The sequence below is a fragment of the Vibrio sp. 070316B genome, from assembly GCF_013114115.1.
GTDB lineage: Bacteria > Pseudomonadota > Gammaproteobacteria > Enterobacterales > Vibrionaceae > Vibrio > Vibrio chagasii_B.
Genome location: NZ_VTYC01000004.1, coordinates 36,666 through 56,337, shown reverse-complemented (window position 1 = coordinate 56,337; position 19,672 = coordinate 36,666). Strand labels below are relative to the sequence as shown.

Genomic DNA, 19,672 nt, shown 5'->3' with positions numbered 1-19,672 from the left:
ATATTGTTATTAGCAAGTAACACGCATGTTATGCAATAAAATAATAATGAAGGAAGACACATGAGCAGTAACAATAGCCGACAAGATGGTAAACGAGACGTTACTCTGCGTTTTTTAGCTGAACCCGGGGATGTGAACTTTGGTGGTAAGGTTCATGGTGGCGCAGCAATGAAATGGATCGATTTAGCGGCCTATGCTTGCTCTGCAGGATGGAGTGGCAAATATTGCATTACAGCCTACGCTGGTGGTATTCGATTTGTTGCCCCAATCCATGTAGGTAACTTGGTAGAAGTAAGTGCAAAAGTCATCTATACCGGTTCCTCTTCTATGCATATTGCTATCGATGTACAAGCCAGCGATCCTAAAGAATTGAATAACCGACTAACCACTCACTGTATCGTTATTATGGTTGCGGTGGATGAAAATGGTAACCCGACTAAAGTCCCAGAATGGATTCCAGAAACACCAGAAGACATCGAACTAAGAGATTCAGCTATTCGCCTCATGAACATGCGTAAGCAGATCGGTGAAGAGATGGAAGCGCACGTGAAGTACCTGAAATAAGGTTAATCATTAGCCCTACAGTATCATTTAACAGCTATTTTTCAGCCCAAATAGTTTCAATGCCAGGTACTCGCTTGGCATTCGTTTATCTAACCCTACCTTCCTATCTAATAAGCCCCAAAAGCACTCTGTTACGGCCATAGAGCGTGATTCTCTGCCAACACTTAGAATGAATTGCCCTAAGCTCAATGATTTATTTTGACTGTAATAAAGTCGTCATTTTGCTCTGGTTAAATACCGCCAATCATAATGGATGTATTAAATTTCCCGGAGCCACACTTGAGCGTCACACGCCCCACTCTTAGCGAAGCTACACTGAACAATTTGAAGGCTGTTGAGTACCAATGGGTTAGAACTTTGTACGTCGAAGGCTACGACAGTAATGAGATCAACCACTACATCCAAACCTGTTTCGGCGGTGACTCGACATTTGCGGATCTGTTTCGTCGCGTGGCCTTGGACCAAGAAAGTATCTATGTATTACTGCAACACCTTGGATGCGCTCCTTCAAGTAAAGAGTTCTGACTCAATACTCAACCAAACACTTCACAAAACTAATATCCAAAACACCTTATATAAGCACGTGAAATAACGAGTAAAAGCTCTAAAAGGCATAACTGTGTCTATGTCCTTTTTTTATGCAATATCTATAGTTGTTGCATACAAATCATTGAAGTATCACGCAATGGAATATTAGCAATATATCAATAGACTATTAGCCCCTTATACTGAATGTCTGATTTGTGAGACTAGTTCATTTCCTCAAGTAACCGAGATGATGCAGTCAATGTTTAGGAGAGATGTGACTCGAAACTTTGAATACTCAAGCCGTTGTAAACATAACAATCGCGCTGGGTAGACAGTGAACGAGCAAAGCTGACACAAAGGCAAGATTAAAAACAGCAGGCATAAAAAAACCCAAGTAAATACCTGGGTTAGAGTTACAAAAACCACTAATCATTAATAGCGTAAGGAACCTGATTAGTAGCCAGCTATGCGTAACCTGAGGGTTATTTTTATTACTGATCGGCGGCCAAACCAAATGATGTAATAAAAATGCCAATATAGAGCGACCACGAAGGTCGCTCTTTTTCTTTCTTATAGGATACAGCTTATCCTTTTACACCACCTGCCGTCAAACCGCCAACTAACCAACGTTGAGCAAGTAAGAACACGATAGTGATAGGAAGCGCTGAAAGCACAGCCGCTGCCGCAAAGTCACCCCATAAGTAGTTTTGAGGGTATAGGTATTGCTGCATACCTACTGCTAGCGTGTAAGAGTTCACATCAGTAAGTAGGATAGACGCTACTGGAACCTCACCAACTGTCGCAATGAAAGATAGGATAAACACAACTGCTAGAATTGGCACAGACAGCGGTAGTAGAACCAGTCTGAATGCTTGCCATGGCGTAGCACCGTCTAGTGCTGCCGCTTCTTCTAGAGAGTTATCAATCGTCTCAAAGTAGCCTTTAATCGTCCATACGTGCAGTGCGATACCGCCTAAGTAAGAGAAGATCAAACCACCGTGCGTATTCAAGCCTAAGAACGGTACGTATTGTCCAAGTTTGTCGAACAGTGCGTAAATTGCCACAAGAGCCAATACCGCAGGGAACATTTGGAAAATCATCATCGCTTTCAGGATTGTGTTCTTACCTTTAAAGCGCATACGAGCAAACGCGTAAGCTGATGTCGTAGACAGTGCCACAATCAGAATCGATGTAATACCTGCAACTTTCACAGAGTTCCACAACCAAGTCAGTACTGGGAATGGTGGTGCAGTTACCGAACCATCAGCATTCGTTACTGAGATACCTAGTGCAAGTTTCCAGTGCTCCAGAGATGGGTTATCTGGAATCAAGCTACCTGTTGCGAAGTTACCTTCACGGAACGAAATTGCGATGATCATCAGTAGTGGGAAGATAATCATTGCCAGGAAACACCACAACAGTGCATGTGTTGCCCACACTCGGTATTTAAGGCCTTTACCTTGTACCATAGCCATTGTCGTGCTCCTTAATCTTGAGACAGTTTAGTGAAACGAAGGTTTAGTAACGCTAGTGCACCAACCAAAAGGAAGATAAGCGTCGCGATAGCACTTGCTAGACCAAAGTCTTGACCGCCGCCGCCTTCGAATGCAATTCGGTAGGTGTAGCTTACAAGCAAGTCTGTGTACCCCGCTGGCTCAGAAGTACCAATCATGTTCGGGCCACCGTTTGTCAATAATTGAATCATTACGAAGTTGTTGAAGTTAAAGGCAAACGCTGCAATCAGTAGCGGTGTTAGCGGCTTAATCATCAATGGGAACGTGATACGCTTGAAGTTATCCAAGAAGTTCGCACCATCGATTGCTGACGCTTCGTATAGGTCATCAGGAATCGCTTTAAGCAGACCCATACACAGAATCATCATGTAAGGGAAACCTAGCCATGTGTTTACAATCAACACCATGGTTTTCGCAAGAATCGGGTCAGAGAACCAGTTCGGGCTTAGACCGAAGATATTCTCAAGTACCATGTTGATCTCACCAAAACTCTGGTTGAATAGACCTTTAAAGATAAGAATCGAGATAAACGCTGGTACTGCGTAAGGCAGAATCAGTAGAACTCGGTAAACGGAACGGCCTTTCAGCTCTTCCCACTGTACGATGTTTGCAAGCACAAGGCCGATAACCAGTGTGAACGCAACTGTACATACAGAGAAAATAACCGTCCAAATGAAGATACTAATGAAAGGTTCTTTAATACCGTCATCTTTCCACACACGCTCAAAGTTATGTGTGCCGATGCCAACTACAAAGCCAGGTGAGATTGTGTTGCCCGTAAATTCGCCATTTGCGTCAACAGGTTGATAGAACCCCACATCCATATTTGGCTTTAGAACATCACCGGTTTCATTATTAACCAGTGTTTCACCATCTTCTTGAAGTGTATAAAGCGGAGCAACTGAAGCAAACTTACGTAAGCCACTCATGCGGATGTCATCACCGTTTGGCAGGTGGAAATCAACACCGCTGATCGCTGCTCTATTTTGGATGATCGCTTTGATCTTCTCTTTTTCACCTTGAGTCGATTCGATAACTGATAGGTCCATGTCTGTCGCTGTCATACCTTCTAAAGAAAATACGTCAGTCGCTAACAGTTGATCGCCATCTTTAACCACGATCTGGTGGCCGTTATCTGTTTTGTACAAAGTGAATGGGTAGCTTTCGCCGCTTTGGAAAGAGCGGTCTAGAAGAACGGTTTGTGTACGCTCTAGAGAGAGTTGGTTTTTTGCGCTGTAGTTAGTAAACGCGAGCCCTACGGTGTATGCCAATGGGAAAAGAATGAACAGAATCATTCCGGCAATACCTGGGTAGATATAACGGTGGGCGTAAGTTTTCTTACTACCAAAAATGTAAAGTGCCAAAGCCGTTAAGATCACAGTAAGCAATGCAAAAGCAAGCTCACCGCGAGAATACATTAGAATTGTAGCGTAGCCGTTAATTAAGCCAACGCTACCAAGCAACCCCCATTTGATGAAGACGCTTTTACTGCCTGGAAGGCTTGATGGTGCTGGGATAGCATCTGTACCTTGAACTGACTGCATAGAGGAACCTGCTAGCGATATAGATAAAAATTGAAAAGTAAGGAGAGGTTGCCCCCTCCTTAAAAGGTAGTGCTTAGTTATTACTTAGTCATGCGAGATTCAGCACCTTTCAGTGCTTGGTCTACTGTTTGACGACCATCAACTACGTTGCCGATCGCTTCTTCCATGCTGTACCAGAACGTTGTGAACTGAGGGATGTTAGGCATGATTTCGCCGTTCATCGCGTTGTCCATTGTTGCTGCGATACGAGTGTCGCTGTCTAGTTGACGTTGGAAAGAGTTTAGAGCAACAGCGCCTAGTGGCTTGTCGTCGTTTAGGCTCTTCATACCTTCATCAGTCAGAAGGTAGTTTTCCATGAACTCAACCGCTAGGTCACGGTTTGGAGAAGCTGTGCTGATACCACCAGCCCATACGCCAACGAAAGGCTTAGACGCTTTACCGTTGAATTTAGGCAGTGTTGCTACGCCGTAGTCTACGCCAGCTTTCTCGATGTTTGCCCAGCCCCAAGGACCGTTGATAGTCATTGCAACGTTACCCGCAACGAATTCAGACTCAGCTACTGAGTAGTCCATGTCTGCTGAGATAACTTTGTCTTGTACCATCTTCTCGATGAAACCTAGAGACTTCTGAACACCATCAGTCGCTACGCCCGCATCTTTAATGTCGTAACCTTCTGCAGTCTGTTTGAATGCGTAACCGCCGTCAGCTGCTAGTAGAGGCCATGTGAAGTATGCGCCACCACGTAGAGGCCACATGATCGCTTTCTTGCCTTCTTTTTGAAGTTCAGCGTTAAGTGCTGGGATCTCTTCCCAAGACTTAGGTGGGTTAGGAACAAGTGCTTTGTTGTAGATTAGAGAAACTGACTCAACAGCAACAGGGTATGCGATTGTCTTACCTTCGTAAGAAACTGCGTCCCATGCGAAGTCTACGATACCTTCTTTTGTCTCTTTAGAAGGTTTGATATCAACAAGAAGACCTGCTTCCGCGAAACCACCGAAACGGTCGTGTGCGTAGAAAATCATATCTGGGCCGTCACCAGCAGCTGCAACTTGAGAGAACTTCTCTTCTAGTTTGTCAGGGAAAGCTACTGTTACTTTAACACCAGTATCTTCTTCAAAGCGTTTGCCTACTTCAGCCATGCCTTCGTAAGCTTTGTCACCACCTACCCAGATTGTTAGTTGTCCTTCTTCGATAGCAGCGTTTGCACCAAAAGAACCCAGAGCAACTAATGTACCTAGAGCTACAGCGCTTAGAGCGTTTTTCATGTGAATATCCTTTTTATATTTATACGTAGGGCACATCTAACAAGACGAGCCAGTTTTCGACGGTTATGATCTGAGAAAACAGCCCCTAGCTCATCATCCTAGCCACTACGCCCTAGCTATTATGGCTTAAATTCGTGATCACCATCCGGTCAGATTAGAGACTAGAATCACAAAACACATACTCATCGTGATCAGCATCACCGTTATGCGGTGGATTTATTTGAACTGGATCGCCAATTATTATTAAACCCCTATATCTACTCCTCCCCTCCTACTCCCCCTAGTTAATTTTCCATTAGGAGGATGTACGCTTACGCTAATTCACCGAAACTGCATCCATCCAAGAGTGGATAGTAAGAACCCTTTACCAGCGAGTGTTGTGTTTCATACATAATGCATTAAGTTGGCTTCACTGCCCGCTGTTGTCTTTATTAAGCATCGAGCTAAATCTGTGATGGAATCACGGGGGAGGTTTAGCTGGATGTGGGGGAAATAGGCACCAGTTTGGCTATGACGGGTGGGCTTGGTTACAGAATCCAAGTCTCACCCACTTTTTTCTTACTCACTCAATACTTACCAATTCCTACAGTTACTGCTGACCCAAAAATTTCTTATAATGATAAGCAGTAAAACTTAAAATTTGATCGATCGAGGACAAGCTAGATGGCGAGTGTCACGTTAAAAAACGTTTATAAATCATATGGTGATGTACAGATTTCTAAGGACGTAACCTTAGACATCAACGAAGGTGAATTCGTAGTATTCGTTGGACCATCAGGTTGTGGTAAATCGACGCTATTACGTTGTATCGCAGGTCTAGAAGACATTACGTCTGGTGATTTGTACATTGGCGATCAACGCATGAACGACGTTGAGCCATCTAAGCGTGGCGTAGGTATGGTGTTCCAATCATACGCGCTATACCCTCACCTAAACCTTTACGACAACATGTCTTTCGGTCTTAAGCTAGCGAAAGCGGGCAAAGCAGAAATTGATAAGCGTGTTGAGCATGCGGCTGAAATCCTACAGCTTGGTCACTTACTAGAGCGCCAACCTAAAGCACTTTCTGGTGGTCAACGCCAGCGTGTTGCAATTGGGCGTACTCTGGTTTCTCAACCAAACGTATTCCTACTGGATGAACCGCTATCTAACCTAGATGCTGCTCTGCGTGTTCAAATGCGTTCACAAATCACTAAACTACAACGCCAGCTTGGTTGCACCATGATCTACGTTACCCACGACCAAGTGGAAGCGATGACAATGGCTGACAAAATCGTTGTACTTGATGGCGGTTACGTATCTCAAGTTGGTAAGCCACTTGACCTATACCACTACCCTCAAAACCGTTTCGTTGCTGGCTTTATTGGCTCGCCGAAGATGAACTTTATGTCTGTACACATTGAACAAGCGGAAGCAGAGCGCGTACTGGTACAGCTTTCAAACGGCATGACTTTCTGGATCCCTGTTGATGGTACAACCGTTAACGTTGGTGACCGCATGTCACTAGGTGTTCGTCCAGAGCACTTGATGTCTGCAGAAGCGGGCGACGCAACGATTGAAGGCGAAGTGATGATTGTTGAGAAGCTAGGTAACGAAACTCAAGTTTACCTAAACCTTGAAAGTGCAGATGCTGATGTTATCTACCGTCAACCAGACACACTAACGGTTGAACCGGGCGACAAGCTTGCTATCGGTATCCCAGCGCACCGTTGTCACCTGTTCCACAGCGATGGCAAAGCATGTCGTCGCCTGTACAAAGAGTACGGCACTGAATAAGCGCTAAGCCTTTAAGATATAACTTGCCCAATTCAAATCCCTCTTACGCTGTAAGGGGGATTTTTTCTTTAGATTCGACCAGCATCAGTAAGCAATAAAAAAGGCCTAGCGTGTGCTAGACCTTTATCTGTTTAGTTTGAGCATCAGCCCAACCAATCACTTAACAACGTCACCTAAAATAGTGTTGTTTTAAGCTTAGTGGATTGGCGTATCATTCTTTTTGTTGAACTGACCAAAGTGCGCTTCTAATACTTCAGGTGTCAATTTGCCTTCCGCTTCTAGTCGCTTGAACTCAGCAACAATCGCTTTCTGCTCTTCAAGTGATGGCAGTTTTACTTCTGGCTCATCGCCCATCTCTTGAGTCATCTGCTCTAGTTCTTTTTCAAAATCGCTCATGATACATACTTACCTAAATATTAAACCTAATCAGATTTTACTCATTTCCGCTCTATGATGCTAGGTTGATTGAAAGCAAAGCCCGAAACCAGATCAAGCTAAAGGCAGTTAGAAGCAAATGAGTCCACCAATAAAAAGAGCCGGATTCACGATGAAATGAATCCAGCTCTTCGTCTATATCACTTTCTAAGCCATGTTACAGCTTGAAAGGATTAAAGCTTGAATGAACCAACCATCTTATCTAGGCGAGAAGACAAGTCACGAAGCTCTTGGCTCGCCTCAGCAAGTTGCTCCGCTGTGCCCGTTGTAACTTCGTTGATCGCGTTGATCTCTTCGATATTCTGATTAATGGTGTGAACCACCGTTGATTGCTCTTCAGTTGCTGTTGCGACTTGCGTGTTACGGTCTGAAATATCAACGATACGGTCAGAAATACCACCCAATACATCAACCGCTTCATCCGATGCTGATACACCTTCAAGCGTAATCACTTTACCCGCACTCATTGCGGTTACCGCATCTTTTGCATCGCTTTGCAGTTGGTTGATCATCTTCTGAATCTCTTCCGTTGAATCTGCAGTACGACTTGCTAAATTACGAACTTCATCCGCTACTACCGCAAAACCACGACCTTGCTCACCGGCACGCGCAGCTTCAATCGCAGCATTCAATGCAAGTAAGTTGGTTTGCTCTGAGATATCACGGATAACACCCAGAATAGAGCCAATGTCTTGCGTTGTTGAAGCAAGCTGCTCAACCACTTGACCAGTGCTTTCGATGTCTTGTGCCAAACGGCTTATCGCATCTTTTGCTTTGTTAACCACAGAGCGACCAACTTCAGTATTACCCGAAGCTTGTGTTGCCGTTTCAGCTGCGGTTGCGGCGTTCGATGCGATCTCGCTGATGGTCATACCCATTTGGTTGATCGCTGCCACCACTTGAAGAGTTTGGTCACGTTGCTCTTGGCTGTTGTCATGGGTGATGTGTGCTTTGTTAGAAACGCTCTCTGCCGCCACTTGAAGCGCTTGGCTTGTAGAGCATACCTCCTTCATCGACTCATGAATCTTTTCAATGAACCCATTGAAGCCTTTTGAAAGCTGAGCGATTTCATCATTGCCTTTCACTTCAATACGCTGCGCAAGATCACCGTCACCTTCACCAAGGTCACTGAAACGCTTAGCCAATAGCTTGATTGGCTGGGTGATGCTGTTCGCTAGTACTACGCCCATCAAGATAAATGCTAATGCCACTACCGCAGTCATGATCAACATCTTTTGGGCTGTCTCATCTAGCTCAGCAAACACTTCACCTGTTGGAACAACGCCAATAACGAACCAATCCATTGACGACACGTACAAACTTGCCACAAACAGTTCTTGGCCTTGGCTCTCTGTCGTGATCAGGTTGAAACCTGACTTATTCAGAAGTTGGCTTGCTTGAGGGCCGTAAAGTTGTTGAAGAGAAGAATCACTGCGAGAACGCTCACGGTGAATCTGCACGTCACCTTGGCTGTTGGTTAAGAATACAAAACCAGTATTCTCAATTTTGAAGCCGTTAAGAAGGCTCACCATGTCGTCCATCGATTTTGATAGACCAGACATCGCCAAACCAGAAGGCTGTTGGTAGTTAGCGAACATCTTCACTTCACCGTTGGCTTCTTGGAACATGCTCACCATGGTTGGCTGCCCAGATTGAGTAAAGCCAAAGAACCAACCATCTTGTTGTTGATTAAGCTGGCGTAGGAAGCCATTTTGGTTCCAGTAATACGCCGTTTGACGGTTTGCTACAGAAGCATCATTTAAGTTGTATTGGTTACGCACATTATTCAGTTGTTTAACCAACTTACTCTCTAACGCTGGATCGCGATCTGTCGACTCGATTGCATCAGAAATAAATTCATTTGAAGCGATTTGCTCAGCAGCCAGTAATAACTGGGAAACTTCACGGTCAATCTCACCATTGATTCGCTCTAGCATTCCAGGAAGTTCAATATCGACCAATCGATGACTCAATACGTCTCGTGCTTGTTGCTGTGCCATCGCGCCAACAATAACCGTAGAGGCAAGAACCGCAAAAGTAATACCTAGTACTACCTTTTGCTTAATACTCAGAGAGTTAGTTTTAAACATATTTGGACCTTTTAAAAAGAATCGCTCTTCATTTGTATCCCAAAAACAGGGCTTTTTAGTGCACTCTTAAGCTAAAATGCACAGTCTGAGTTATGTATCGACCAATACCCATAAATCTAAAGAGTCATATCGCAAAAATTTGCAAAACAATGTAATAAGCAAAATCATCAAAAATCGTACAGCATCGGCACACCAAATATGCCGTCATTCGACCTTTATCGACCCTCTACGCAATTAAAACTTCCACACACATACACAACTACCTCAGTAAGCACTTTGGTGTATAAACATCGATTGATATGGTAAAACCACCTATCAAACGCGTTTCTCGCTAAGCGCTTGTAAATCATTCCAAATTTGAAAAAATAGATTACGTAGATGTACCGGAACTTTTTGCTTTCGAAAAGTGACCAATACTCACAATAAAAATCAAATGGATACCCAGAGAGTCCAAAATGCACAAAACGAATTTCGAAGTCCTTCAAAACTATTTAGAGTCTCAAATCATTGGTCAGCAAGAGCTCGTCAAACAACTGATGATCGCATTACTTGCTGATGGTCATATTCTGGTTGAAGGTCCTCCTGGGTTAGCGAAGACCCGCGCAGTCAAATCACTGGCTGATTGTGTTGAAGGGGATTTCCACCGCATTCAATTTACCCCTGACTTACTGCCTGCCGACCTAACGGGTACTGATATCTTCCGACCTGAGACAGGGGAATTTACGTTCCAATCTGGGCCGATCTTTAACTCACTTATACTTGCGGATGAGATCAACCGTGCTCCTGCAAAAGTGCAAGCAGCGATGCTAGAAGCGATGGCAGAAAAACAAGTCACTGCAGGTCGAAAAACCTACGCTCTACCAGACCTGTTTTTAGTGATGGCGACACAAAACCCGATTGAGCAAGAAGGCACATACCCACTGCCAGAAGCTCAATTAGACCGCTTCCTGCTGCACCTCGAGGTTGAATACCCAGACATGGAAAGCGAGCTTGAGATCCTGCGACTCAACCGCGGTGAAGCTCAAGGTAACGAATCGGTACAACCACAAGAAATCTCTCAGCAGACTATCTTTGAAGCGCGCCAAGAAGTACTCAATATCCACATGGCAGATACCATTGAGCAGTACATCATCAGACTAGTAATGGCGACTCGCCAACCTAAGCAGTACAGCGACCAACTGGATCAGTGGCTAGATATGGGCGTGAGTCCGCGTGCGACCATTGCTCTCGACCGCTGCGCTCGTGCACATGCTTGGCTTGCAGGTCGCGACTATGTCACACCTCAAGATGTTCAAACGATGGCATTTCCTGTCTTGCGTCACCGCTTGCTTCGTAGCTACCACGCACAAGCTGAAGGTGTCACAGCAAACCAAGTGATTGCACACCTTATTTCGTTGGTTGGTAGCGCATAGGGACACGCGCATGAATAATTTATTACCGAACCACAGTGACGGCGTGATGCTGAACCTGGACGAACTGCTGCAGTACAAAGCGCAGTCTGTTCGATGGTTGCCTCCAGCGAAAAGCCTCTGGTCACAGCTCAATGGTCAACACGAAAGCAACCGCAAAGGTCGCGGTATGAATTTCTCTGAAGTTCGTCAATATCAAGCGGGTGATGACATACGCAGCATTGACTGGCGAGTAACGGCAAGAACAGGCAAAGCGCATACTAAGCTGTTCTCTGAAGAGAGAGAACAACCTGTCATCTTATACTTAGATTTATCAAGCAGCATGATTTTCGGCTCAACCCTGTTGCTGAAATCAGTTCAACTTGCGCACTTTGCTAGTCAATTGTGCTGGTTAACCGTCGCTCAAAAAGACCGAATTGGCGCAGTCATCGATACCGGCAAAGAAATCATAGAAATCAAACCGAGTGGCAGTAACCATGCTCCTTTGCGTATTTTGCAAAAAGTCATAGAAATCAATAATGCAGCGCTAACCAACGACGATAATCGTTGCGATACCACCTTAGAGCATGGATTGAAGTCTCTTCATCAACTTTGTCCAAAAGGAAGCGATATTATCCTCCTCAGTGACTTTGTACGTTACCAAGAAAGTGATTACTCACTTATCAGCCAAATTCGCCGACACAACAGAGTTCGTCTGGTACATTTTTATGATCCGCTAGAGCAAGGTCAAACGGCCTATAAAGGCTCAAAACAAGTCACCGATGGCAATAAAACGCAATGGTTTAACTTCTCCTCTACGAAAGAGAAGCAAAAACTCAATCACGCGTTCTCACTAAAAAAGCAGCAGCTACAACAACTGAGCTTATCTCTCGCGATACCCTATAGCTCGTTGTCGAGTGCACTGCCATTGATGAGCCAGATATCAGGATCTCAGTCATGAAGCAGCCCTTAGATTTAAGCCCTGTAATTACACCAGATGCGCCAACATGGTGGCCTCTAGCGTGGGGTTGGTGGGCAGTGATTGTCACATCCATCATCTTGATTGCCCTTGTATTTTTTATTGTAAGACGCAGGAAAAACAATCAACAGGCGAAGCAAGAAGCGCTGTCTTACTTCACTAATAGTCAGTCTTCAGATCGTTTATCTCCAAGTGAAGCACAACGCATCCTTCGTCAGGCTGCATTGAGCTACTTCCCACGAGAAAAAGTAGCAGGCCTAGCCGGCGATGATTGGTTGAGGTTCTTAGACGCGCAATTGAAAAAACCGTTGTTTGTAGAGAAACAAGCTCATTGGCAACAGTCACTCTATCAAGATCCAACTTCAATGAACGAAGAACAACATAAAGTCCAACAACAATTGGTGACTGACTGCGAAACTTGGATTCGCAAAGCCCTTCCTCCAAAGCGAGGTCGTTATGAGTAATCTCCTAAGCACTAACTTACTAAACATTGAATTCGTTTGGTGGTGGATGTTTTTCCTCGCGCCATTAACGTTTCTCGTTTACTTGTTCTCACCTAAAGCAGAATCAAGCGGTGCTCTCAAGCTTCCATTTTTGCCAGAAGACAGTAATACCAAAACGCCAAGCACCCGCTTGCCAAAGGCGCTGTCAGTGCTTATTTGGCTACTGCTAGTAACGGCGAGCGCTCGCCCGGTCTGGTATGGCGAACCCGTTGAGTTTCAACCGAAGCACCGTGATTTGATGTTGGTTGTCGACCTCTCCTACTCCATGAGCCAAGAGGACATGCAATTCAATGGCGAGTACATCGACCGCTTATCGGCAGTGAAACATGTGTTGAGTGACTTCATTGAACGCCGCAAAGGCGACCGAGTTGGTTTGGTGCTCTTTGCCGATCATGCCTACCTACAAACACCTTTGACTTTGGATAGAGACACGCTGTCACAGCAACTCAATCAAGCAGTCCTAAGACTGATCGGTAATCAAACCGCGATTGGTGACGGCATTGGCCTAGCAACCAAGACCTTTGTAGATAGTGATGCGCCTCAACGTGTGATGGTTCTACTTAGTGACGGCAGCAATACCGCCGGAGTGTTAGACCCATTAGAGGCTGCAGATATTGCCAAGAAGTACAACGCAACCATCTACACCGTCGGTGTTGGCGCAGGCGAAATGATGGTTAAAGAGTTCTTCATGACTCGTAAAGTAAACACCGCTCAAGATTTAGATGAACGCACGCTAATGGAAATTGCCAAACGCACTGGCGGTCAATACTTCCGGGCGCGTGACAGCAAAGAGCTGGCAACGATTTACGACACTATCAACCAACTAGAACCCGTGACAAATGCGACCAAAATATGGCGACCACAACAAGAGTGGTTTGTATGGCCTTTGTCGGCTGCCATGTTCTTCGCATTTATGCTGTTAGCCATTAGGAGAAACAATGTCTAACTTTACTTTTATCTACCCATATTGGTTGTTAGCACTTGCTGCCCTGCCCGCTATTTGGTGGCTCAGCAAGAGACAATCAAAACAAGGGTTATTGGCTTCTCATATCGCGCGATATTTAGCCCCAGAATCAAGCAAACCGTCTAAAAACCGCAGTACTTACTTTGGGATCTGGTGGTTGGTTGGTGTTATTGCGCTAGCCGGACCAAGCTTTCAAAACAATGAGCAGCCTAGCTTTGAAAAAACACAGGCACGAGTTGTGATGATGGATATGTCGATGTCGCTCTACGCTACCGACATAAAACCAAACCGTTTAACGCAAGTGCGATATAAAGCGCTCGATCTACTCTCATTGTGGAATGAGGGCTTAACCGGAATGGTCGCTTACGCTGGCGATGCTTATACCATTAGCCCACTAACGTCAGACATCAACACCATTAAGAGCCAAGTACCGAACTTGTCTCCGGATATCATCCCTTACCAAGGCAGTAATGCCCCCGCAGCGGTTAAGCTTGCCATTGAGATGATGACTCGTGCAAAGATCTACCAAGGTGATTTGGTACTCATTGCCGATGACATCGATGACCAAGAAAAGAAAGAGATCGACTCGCTACTATCTGGAGGCAATTGGACGCTATCTATCTTAGCTGTGGGCAGTGAAAGTGGCGCACCAATCTCATTACCAAGTGGCTCGATGATGCAAACCGACTCAGGACAGACGGTAGTGGCAAGAACCAACTTAAAAAACATGCGCGATCTGACACGCAGCTATAGTGGCACATTTACTGAGGTTCAATTTGATAATTCGGATGTTGAACACATAGCGAGTTATCTCGACCGCATTGCAACAACGACGGAAGTAACCAAAACCAATAACTCACTCAACACCAGAGTCAACAATGGCTTTTGGCTACTGCCATTCCTCTTGCTACCTGCACTTGGGCTTTTCAGAAAAGGCGTTATTTGGTGCGGCTTGGCTGTGGTTTTGTCTTTTAGCCAACCGAACACGGCGTTTGCAAGCCCATGGAAAACCGACGACCAAGTAGGTTATCAGTTTTATCAAGATGAAGATTTCCAGCAGGCTGCGGAACAATTCAAACAGCAAGAGTGGAAAGGCATCTCACAGTACAAAGCGGGAGACTTCGAAGCGGCTGAGCAAACACTACAAGGTTTAACTGATGAAAGTGCTCGTTACAACCTTGCGAATGCTCAAGCACAGCAAGGCAAGTACGATCAAGCGATCGAAGAGTATCAACGCATTCTCGAAAACAACCCTGCTCATGAGTATGCGAAGAAGAATCTAGAAATCGTGAAACAAGCCCAGAAGCAACAGCAACAGCAACAGCAACAGCAACAGCAACAGCAAGATGATTCTGAGTCCAAAGACCAAAAAGACCAAGGCCAAGACCAACCGAATCAGCAAGGTCAGCAAGGTCAGCAAGGTCAGCAAGGTCAGCAAGGTCAGCAAGGTCAGCAAGGTCAGCAAAATGATTCTTCGCAAGGCTCAAAGGATCAACAGCAAAACTCTGCAGACAATGAAAACTCGCAGAGCAAAGCTGATAGCCAACCTCAAAGCACAAGCCAAGAGCAAGCAGAAGACCAATCGAGTGCAAATGCAGGCGAACAAGAGGGCGAGCAATCTAAGCAGCCAAGTACAGCAAACCAGTCTGAGGAAAAAGGGCAGGATAAGTTGCAGCCTCAAAGTGCAAGCGCTCAGCAAGCTTCAGATAAGAAAGGTGATAAAAATGCTCAACAAGCTGTAGCACAGGCCTCAGGGCAACCGCTATCGAATGACCCGGATATGCGAAAGCTTGAGCAAGTAGAGAGTGCGCGTGACCCAAGCCAACTGCTTAAAGCGCAAATGATTTTACAAGCACAACAAAAAAGTGCTCCTAACAACCAGAACAAAAAGTGGTAACCATGCGATTTCTAAACAAGCCATTTTTATCCATAGCCCTAACGCTGCTGTTGGGCGCTTTCTCGTCATTTTCAGCACTGGCGGCTAATGCCGTAGCAAGTGTTTCACAGAACAGTGTCACCAAAGATGAAGTCTTCCTACTTAGAGTTACCACCGACGAGAAGGTCTCTTCTGATGCTCTGGATCTCGCCGCGCTTCAGCAAGACTTCTATGTTGGCACACCAAGCTTTGGGTCATCGATGCGCATCATTAATGGTAGCCGTTCGGTGTCAAGCGAGTGGAACATCACCCTTGCTCCACTACGCTTAGGCCAGGTACAGATCCCTAGCTTTGACATTGAAGGGGCTAAAACCAAGCCTATCACCATCAGTGTCGCCGTTAATAAAGCGGCGCCAACTCAACATGACATGGCTGAGTTTCAACTTAATCTAAGTAAGAACTCACTATACCCACAAGAGACCGCAGAGCTTGATGTAAAGCTGATCATTAAAGCGGATCCAAGAAGGCTTCAAGATCCGATAATCGCGCCACCGAGCTCTTCAGGCTTAGATGTGGAACCTATTGGGGAATCGAAGCAATTTCAAGACGTTCTCAATGGAAAGGAGGTGACGGTAGTTCAACAGTCATTCCGTATCTCATCGCAAAAAGCAGGTCAATTTAAGCTGAACGGGCCGAAGCTAACAGGAGCTGTTGTCTACTCAACCAACAACTCTAGTACAACACGTTTGTTCCAACTCGACACACCCGTTGAAACCTTAGATGTCACCGTAAAGGATGTGCCAAAAGGCTACAAGGGTGAGTGGTTACCAACATCAAACTTCAAATTGATACAGCAATGGTCTGATAGCCAAGGTAACGAATTAACCGGTAACAAAGGATTAGAAGGCGATAAGCAAGCCATCGAAATGGAAGCGGGTGATTCGTTAACCCGTACTATTACCATGACGGCGAGTAACTTAACGCAGCACCAACTCCCAAAACTGAATATCACCTACCCTAAATCGGTTCGTGTTTATGAGGAAAAACCGCAATTTGGCACAACACAGTCCGGCGATGCGGTGGTGGTGTATAAACAGGTTCTAATCCCAAAAGAAGCAGGAAACATCTCACTTCCGGATGTTTCCCAAACTTGGTTCAATACTGATGCCCAATCAGAACAAACCAGCAAAGCTCAGGGCCTAAAGCTAACAGTAACAGCAAGTGATCGTGTTGTATCAAGCACACCTCCTGTTGCTAGCGCGCCGCTCCAACAAACAGCGCCAAAGGTGATTAACGTCGATAACCCAGGGTTCTGGCCTTATCTCACCGCCCTATTTGCTGCTTTATGGTTGATTAGCTCTGCGATGGCCTTCTACTTCTGGTCACGCCGCGGTGTAACGACAAAACCAACACACACTGTTGAACGTCAATCAGATACCGAAGAAGCGCTTATTGAAGCGCTAAGAACGAAAGATGGCGTGATGACCAGAACCTTATTTGAGCAATGGAAATCTGAAAATACAGATCTAAGTGATGAGACGTTACAAGCCGTTGAAGCCGAACTCGCCAAGCTAAACCAAAGCCTTTATGGTAAAGCCGGTTCACCAGCCCAAACCTGGAGCCCTGAGCTGGCAATCAAAGCAGTGAAGAAGCCCAAAAGAGTCGCGAGTAAAAAGCAGAATAGCTCGCTAGAAAAGCTTTAGTCGACACTGCTCATCAAGAACAGTAAAGCACAAAGGCCGTTGATCATATGGAGATTAACGGTCTTTATTTTAAGAAAGAGAGACTGTGACTTTTTTACGTTTTAATGCAGAAACAATTCGATTTCGCCCCGAATCTTTGGCTTGATACAAGGCTTTATCTGCCTTGCCGTACAACAAATCAAAGTCGAACTGATGCTGGTCAGACGTTATCGAGGCATAACCAACGGATGCGGTTAAATAGGGGCTGGTACTACTTTCACAATGCAGGATTTTTGCCTCTTCAATGCATTTTCTAATCGACTCTGCGCGTTGCTTTGTCTCTGAGTGATTCGTGCCAATCATCAACAACATAAACTCCTCTCCGCCAATCCGACAGAAGGTTTCTTTATCATTGTGAACATGGGCATTCAGTATCTCACCTACTGTCCTCAGAGCCGCATCCCCTTCAGTATGACCATAGACACTGTTGTACAAACCAAAGTGGTCGAGGTCGACAAGAATCAAGCCAAATGTGATTTCGTTCTGTAAGGCAAACGCCCCTTGATCGTCACCGTTCAAGTCTTCTAAAACCTGCGACAACATACGGCGGTTTCCAAGGCGCGTCAGAGGGTCGAGTTTAGAAATGATATCTAATTGCTCATTCGCCAACTCTAGCTCTTGGGTACGCTTACTGACTTCTTGCTCCAATGTTTCATTGAGCTTTTTCAGTTCTTCTTGAGCCATGGTTCTTTGCAGCACCTCAGCAAGGCTCGAAGCAAAGATACGTATGACCTCACGAAGCTGTGAGGTAAGCGGGCTACGAGTTAGCAAGTTATCGGCAGCGATAAACGCAATAGGCTCACCCGTGTTTGTGGTGAGCATAGTCATGGCCGTCCAACCAACGCCGACAATATTGAAATCATGATAAATAGGCACAGACTCTTCGAAGGCGACTTGATTCGGGCAAGCACGAGCTGCGGCTACAATGTCACGTTCCACCAGCTCAGAGCGATAATAGGACTCATCGACAATATCGCCTTTGATGTCGGTACCCCAAGTGCCCTGCATGTAACTGCACTTTTTGTCTGTTAGGAAAACCGCCAGTCGATCGATACCTAGATGTTGAATCGCAAAACTAACGGCAGACTTACAGACTTCACTGACGCTATCGCATCGAGACAGCTCAACCATACTCGAGTGCAACATACGTATGTTCTGCTCTTGGCGCTTGCGAATATAGATCTGAGAAAGCAGAGAGCCAAAAGACTCAAGCATCTGCTTTTGATAGTTAGTAATCGGTGAACGATGAATGTAGTTATCCATGGCAATCCAACCAACAGGTTTATCGCCTTCACGCAAGATGAGCATGCCATTCCAGCCCTGCCCGACCACCTTACCTTCTGTATACAGAGGCGCATTATCGATGATGACTAGATTAGTATGGTTATCAGACAGCGCTTCAATGTATTCCGCTTCAAGTTGATGCAAATCGTATTGAGTATGGTGTTCACTGTTGGTTTTACCCGCTTCGTCAGTGCCATAAGTGCCACTGAAGCAACGCTTTTTCATATCAAGCAACATGAAGATCGCACGATCAAACCCTAACCTATCTCGCACAGCCTCAACCGATGCTTTATACAAAGCGTCTAGTGATTCGGGATTAGAAAGCTCAAGCGCGACCTGATGGACCAACTTCATGTTCTCAACAAACAGTTCACGTAGCTTTATCTCATCTAAATATTGAGCTTCACGGGTGTCTCTATTTTTGATTTCAAGCGCCGCATTCTTTTCGGCACGAATACATTGCCAACGGGCAGCCGCGAGCTGTAACACATCAAGATCTTGGTCAAAGGTTTGATTAACCTTCTCAGCATTGCAATTTTGAACAATTAAATAAGTTCTGGAGGCAGGTGCGTTGTCGAGCATCATGATAAACGACTCCCCACCAAGCACTTTCATGTGTTCCCAATTACAGGTGTTGATTGCCATCGGTAACACACCGTCTGCGGTATCAAACTGTGAGACCCACGGCCAAAATGTAGAGGGGTAGCTCGCCAATGAGGTTAGGTCGCCATAAGAAAAAAGCGGTAATGCGTCGCTCTCCGGCGTCGGTTCAGCAAATATTCCTATCCCTTTTGGAGTAAGTACCTTAACCAGATAGTCAAAAAGAGACTCAGCCAACAGACGGTGGTCGCGTGTCGCAGATATTTGTTTTGCAAAGGCTTTAACAGGCACAGCTTCCTTCCATTGGCGATTAAGAATAAAGCAAAAATACAGAAGGCTTGATATGCAATCAATATAAGTAAAAATGAGATGTTAAGCGGGTCGCAGTTTCACCTTTTACATTATCACAAGCATGAGAAGGACGACAAAAATGGGATTCTCTGCCCAAATTTTCATCGACATTGGGGCTTTTTTAGAGGCATAAAAAAGCCCCACCTAAAGTGGGGCAAAACTTCCATCGCTTATAGTTATAGTGATAATTCTATTGATCGATTCGATTATCTAACCTGCGTTTCAGTTAGTGTGCAAAGGTATCTAATCGCTTAAACACCGCACGTAAA

At 45.3% G+C, this 19,672-nt stretch carries 15 protein-coding genes; 9 read left to right on the top strand and 6 right to left on the bottom strand.

Features of this window, described 5'->3' with window-relative positions; translation table 11 throughout:
* Positions 1 to 60 precede the first annotated feature (60 nt).
* Both F0251_RS05265 and F0251_RS05260 read left to right on the top strand, forming a co-directional pair.
* Positions 61 to 564 carry an acyl-CoA thioesterase gene (locus F0251_RS05265; protein WP_004737700.1) on the top strand — a complete coding sequence of 168 codons (504 nt, stop codon included), beginning with the start codon at positions 61 to 63 and terminating at the stop codon, positions 562 to 564.
* 279 nt (positions 565 to 843) lie between these two features.
* Positions 844 to 1,089, top strand: coding sequence for a hypothetical protein (locus tag F0251_RS05260; protein ID WP_032498029.1), 246 nt, complete (start codon positions 844 to 846; stop codon positions 1,087 to 1,089).
* A 587-nt stretch (positions 1,090 to 1,676) separates the two neighbouring features.
* Here the strand turns inward: F0251_RS05260 and malG are convergent.
* The 3 genes from malG to malE all read right to left on the bottom strand — a co-directional run bounded on the left by malG (position 1,677) and on the right by malE (position 5,415).
* A complete protein-coding gene (gene malG, locus F0251_RS05255; protein WP_061032156.1) occupies positions 1,677 to 2,567 on the bottom strand; it encodes a maltose ABC transporter permease MalG in 891 nt (296 codons plus the stop codon).
* Between the two features lie 11 nt (positions 2,568 to 2,578).
* A complete protein-coding gene (gene malF / locus F0251_RS05250) occupies positions 2,579 to 4,150 on the bottom strand; it encodes a maltose ABC transporter permease MalF (protein ID WP_061032155.1) in 1,572 nt (523 codons plus the stop codon).
* Positions 4,151 to 4,230: 80 nt separating this feature from the next.
* Positions 4,231 to 5,415 carry a maltose/maltodextrin ABC transporter substrate-binding protein MalE gene (malE, locus tag F0251_RS05245; RefSeq protein ID WP_061032154.1) on the bottom strand — a complete coding sequence of 395 codons (1,185 nt, stop codon included), beginning with the start codon at positions 5,413 to 5,415 and terminating at the stop codon, positions 4,231 to 4,233.
* Between the two features lie 663 nt (positions 5,416 to 6,078).
* On the opposite strand from malE, the gene malK reads away from it, so the two are divergent.
* Positions 6,079 to 7,191 carry a maltose/maltodextrin ABC transporter ATP-binding protein MalK gene (gene malK / locus F0251_RS05240; RefSeq protein WP_171730510.1) on the top strand — a complete coding sequence of 371 codons (1,113 nt, stop codon included), beginning with the start codon at positions 6,079 to 6,081 and terminating at the stop codon, positions 7,189 to 7,191.
* A gap of 195 nt (positions 7,192 to 7,386) precedes the next feature.
* On the opposite strand, the gene F0251_RS05235 is transcribed toward malK, so the two are convergent.
* Positions 7,387 to 7,587 (bottom strand): hypothetical protein, encoded by a 201-nt coding sequence (locus F0251_RS05235; protein WP_004737706.1) that lies wholly within the window; start codon positions 7,585 to 7,587, stop codon positions 7,387 to 7,389.
* A gap of 212 nt (positions 7,588 to 7,799) precedes the next feature.
* On the bottom strand, positions 7,800 to 9,716 hold the full coding sequence (locus F0251_RS05230) for a methyl-accepting chemotaxis protein (protein WP_171730509.1): 1,917 nt from the start codon (positions 9,714 to 9,716) through the stop codon (positions 7,800 to 7,802).
* 455 nt (positions 9,717 to 10,171) lie between these two features.
* Between F0251_RS05230 and F0251_RS05225 the strand changes: the two genes are divergently transcribed.
* Genes F0251_RS05225 through F0251_RS05200 form a run of 6 tightly spaced genes read left to right on the top strand, consistent with a single transcriptional unit; the run spans position 10,172 to position 17,129 of the window.
* Positions 10,172 to 11,128 (top strand): MoxR family ATPase, encoded by a 957-nt coding sequence (locus tag F0251_RS05225; protein WP_102425566.1) that lies wholly within the window; start codon positions 10,172 to 10,174, stop codon positions 11,126 to 11,128.
* Positions 11,129 to 11,138: 10 nt separating this feature from the next.
* On the top strand, positions 11,139 to 12,065 hold the full coding sequence (locus tag F0251_RS05220; RefSeq protein WP_061032152.1) for a DUF58 domain-containing protein: 927 nt from the start codon (positions 11,139 to 11,141) through the stop codon (positions 12,063 to 12,065).
* Positions 12,062 to 12,547, top strand: a complete 486-nt coding sequence (locus F0251_RS05215) for a DUF4381 domain-containing protein (protein ID WP_061032151.1) — start codon at positions 12,062 to 12,064, stop codon at positions 12,545 to 12,547. The genes F0251_RS05220 and F0251_RS05215 overlap by 4 nt, the downstream gene beginning before the upstream one ends.
* Positions 12,540 to 13,532 carry a VWA domain-containing protein gene (locus F0251_RS05210; RefSeq protein ID WP_171730508.1) on the top strand — a complete coding sequence of 331 codons (993 nt, stop codon included), beginning with the start codon at positions 12,540 to 12,542 and terminating at the stop codon, positions 13,530 to 13,532. Before F0251_RS05215 ends, F0251_RS05210 begins: the two co-directional genes overlap by 8 nt.
* Complete coding sequence (locus tag F0251_RS05205) at positions 13,525 to 15,447, top strand: VWA domain-containing protein (RefSeq protein WP_171730507.1); 1,923 nt, start codon at positions 13,525 to 13,527, stop codon at positions 15,445 to 15,447. Before F0251_RS05210 ends, F0251_RS05205 begins: the two co-directional genes overlap by 8 nt.
* Positions 15,448 to 15,449: 2 nt before the next feature.
* Entirely contained in the window at positions 15,450 to 17,129 is a 1,680-nt protein-coding gene (locus F0251_RS05200; protein WP_171730506.1) for a BatD family protein, read from the top strand.
* A 69-nt stretch (positions 17,130 to 17,198) separates the two neighbouring features.
* Here F0251_RS05200 and F0251_RS05195 read toward each other — a convergent pair whose 3' ends face one another.
* Positions 17,199 to 19,343, bottom strand: coding sequence for a GGDEF domain-containing protein (locus F0251_RS05195; protein ID WP_105058459.1), 2,145 nt, complete (start codon positions 19,341 to 19,343; stop codon positions 17,199 to 17,201).
* Positions 19,344 to 19,672 lie beyond the last annotated feature (329 nt).

What these genes read in the sequence shown, in the direction of transcription:
- F0251_RS05265 (WP_004737700.1), top strand. Translation starts at nt 61, where the DNA reads ATGAGCAGTAACAATAGCCGACAAGATGGTAAACGAGACGTTACTCTG.
- malG (WP_061032156.1), bottom strand. Translation starts at nt 2,567, where the DNA reads ATGGCTATGGTACAAGGTAAAGGCCTTAAATACCGAGTGTGGGCAACA.
- malF (WP_061032155.1), bottom strand. Translation starts at nt 4,150, where the DNA reads ATGCAGTCAGTTCAAGGTACAGATGCTATCCCAGCACCATCAAGCCTT.
- malE (WP_061032154.1), bottom strand. Translation starts at nt 5,415, where the DNA reads ATGAAAAACGCTCTAAGCGCTGTAGCTCTAGGTACATTAGTTGCTCTG.
- malK (WP_171730510.1), top strand. Translation starts at nt 6,079, where the DNA reads ATGGCGAGTGTCACGTTAAAAAACGTTTATAAATCATATGGTGATGTA.
- F0251_RS05235 (WP_004737706.1), bottom strand. Translation starts at nt 7,587, where the DNA reads ATGAGCGATTTTGAAAAAGAACTAGAGCAGATGACTCAAGAGATGGGC.
- F0251_RS05230 (WP_171730509.1), bottom strand. Translation starts at nt 9,716, where the DNA reads ATGTTTAAAACTAACTCTCTGAGTATTAAGCAAAAGGTAGTACTAGGT.
- F0251_RS05225 (WP_102425566.1), top strand. Translation starts at nt 10,172, where the DNA reads ATGCACAAAACGAATTTCGAAGTCCTTCAAAACTATTTAGAGTCTCAA.
- F0251_RS05220 (WP_061032152.1), top strand. Translation starts at nt 11,139, where the DNA reads ATGAATAATTTATTACCGAACCACAGTGACGGCGTGATGCTGAACCTG.
- F0251_RS05215 (WP_061032151.1), top strand. Translation starts at nt 12,062, where the DNA reads ATGAAGCAGCCCTTAGATTTAAGCCCTGTAATTACACCAGATGCGCCA.
- F0251_RS05210 (WP_171730508.1), top strand. Translation starts at nt 12,540, where the DNA reads ATGAGTAATCTCCTAAGCACTAACTTACTAAACATTGAATTCGTTTGG.
- F0251_RS05205 (WP_171730507.1), top strand. Translation starts at nt 13,525, where the DNA reads ATGTCTAACTTTACTTTTATCTACCCATATTGGTTGTTAGCACTTGCT.
- F0251_RS05200 (WP_171730506.1), top strand. Translation starts at nt 15,450, where the DNA reads ATGCGATTTCTAAACAAGCCATTTTTATCCATAGCCCTAACGCTGCTG.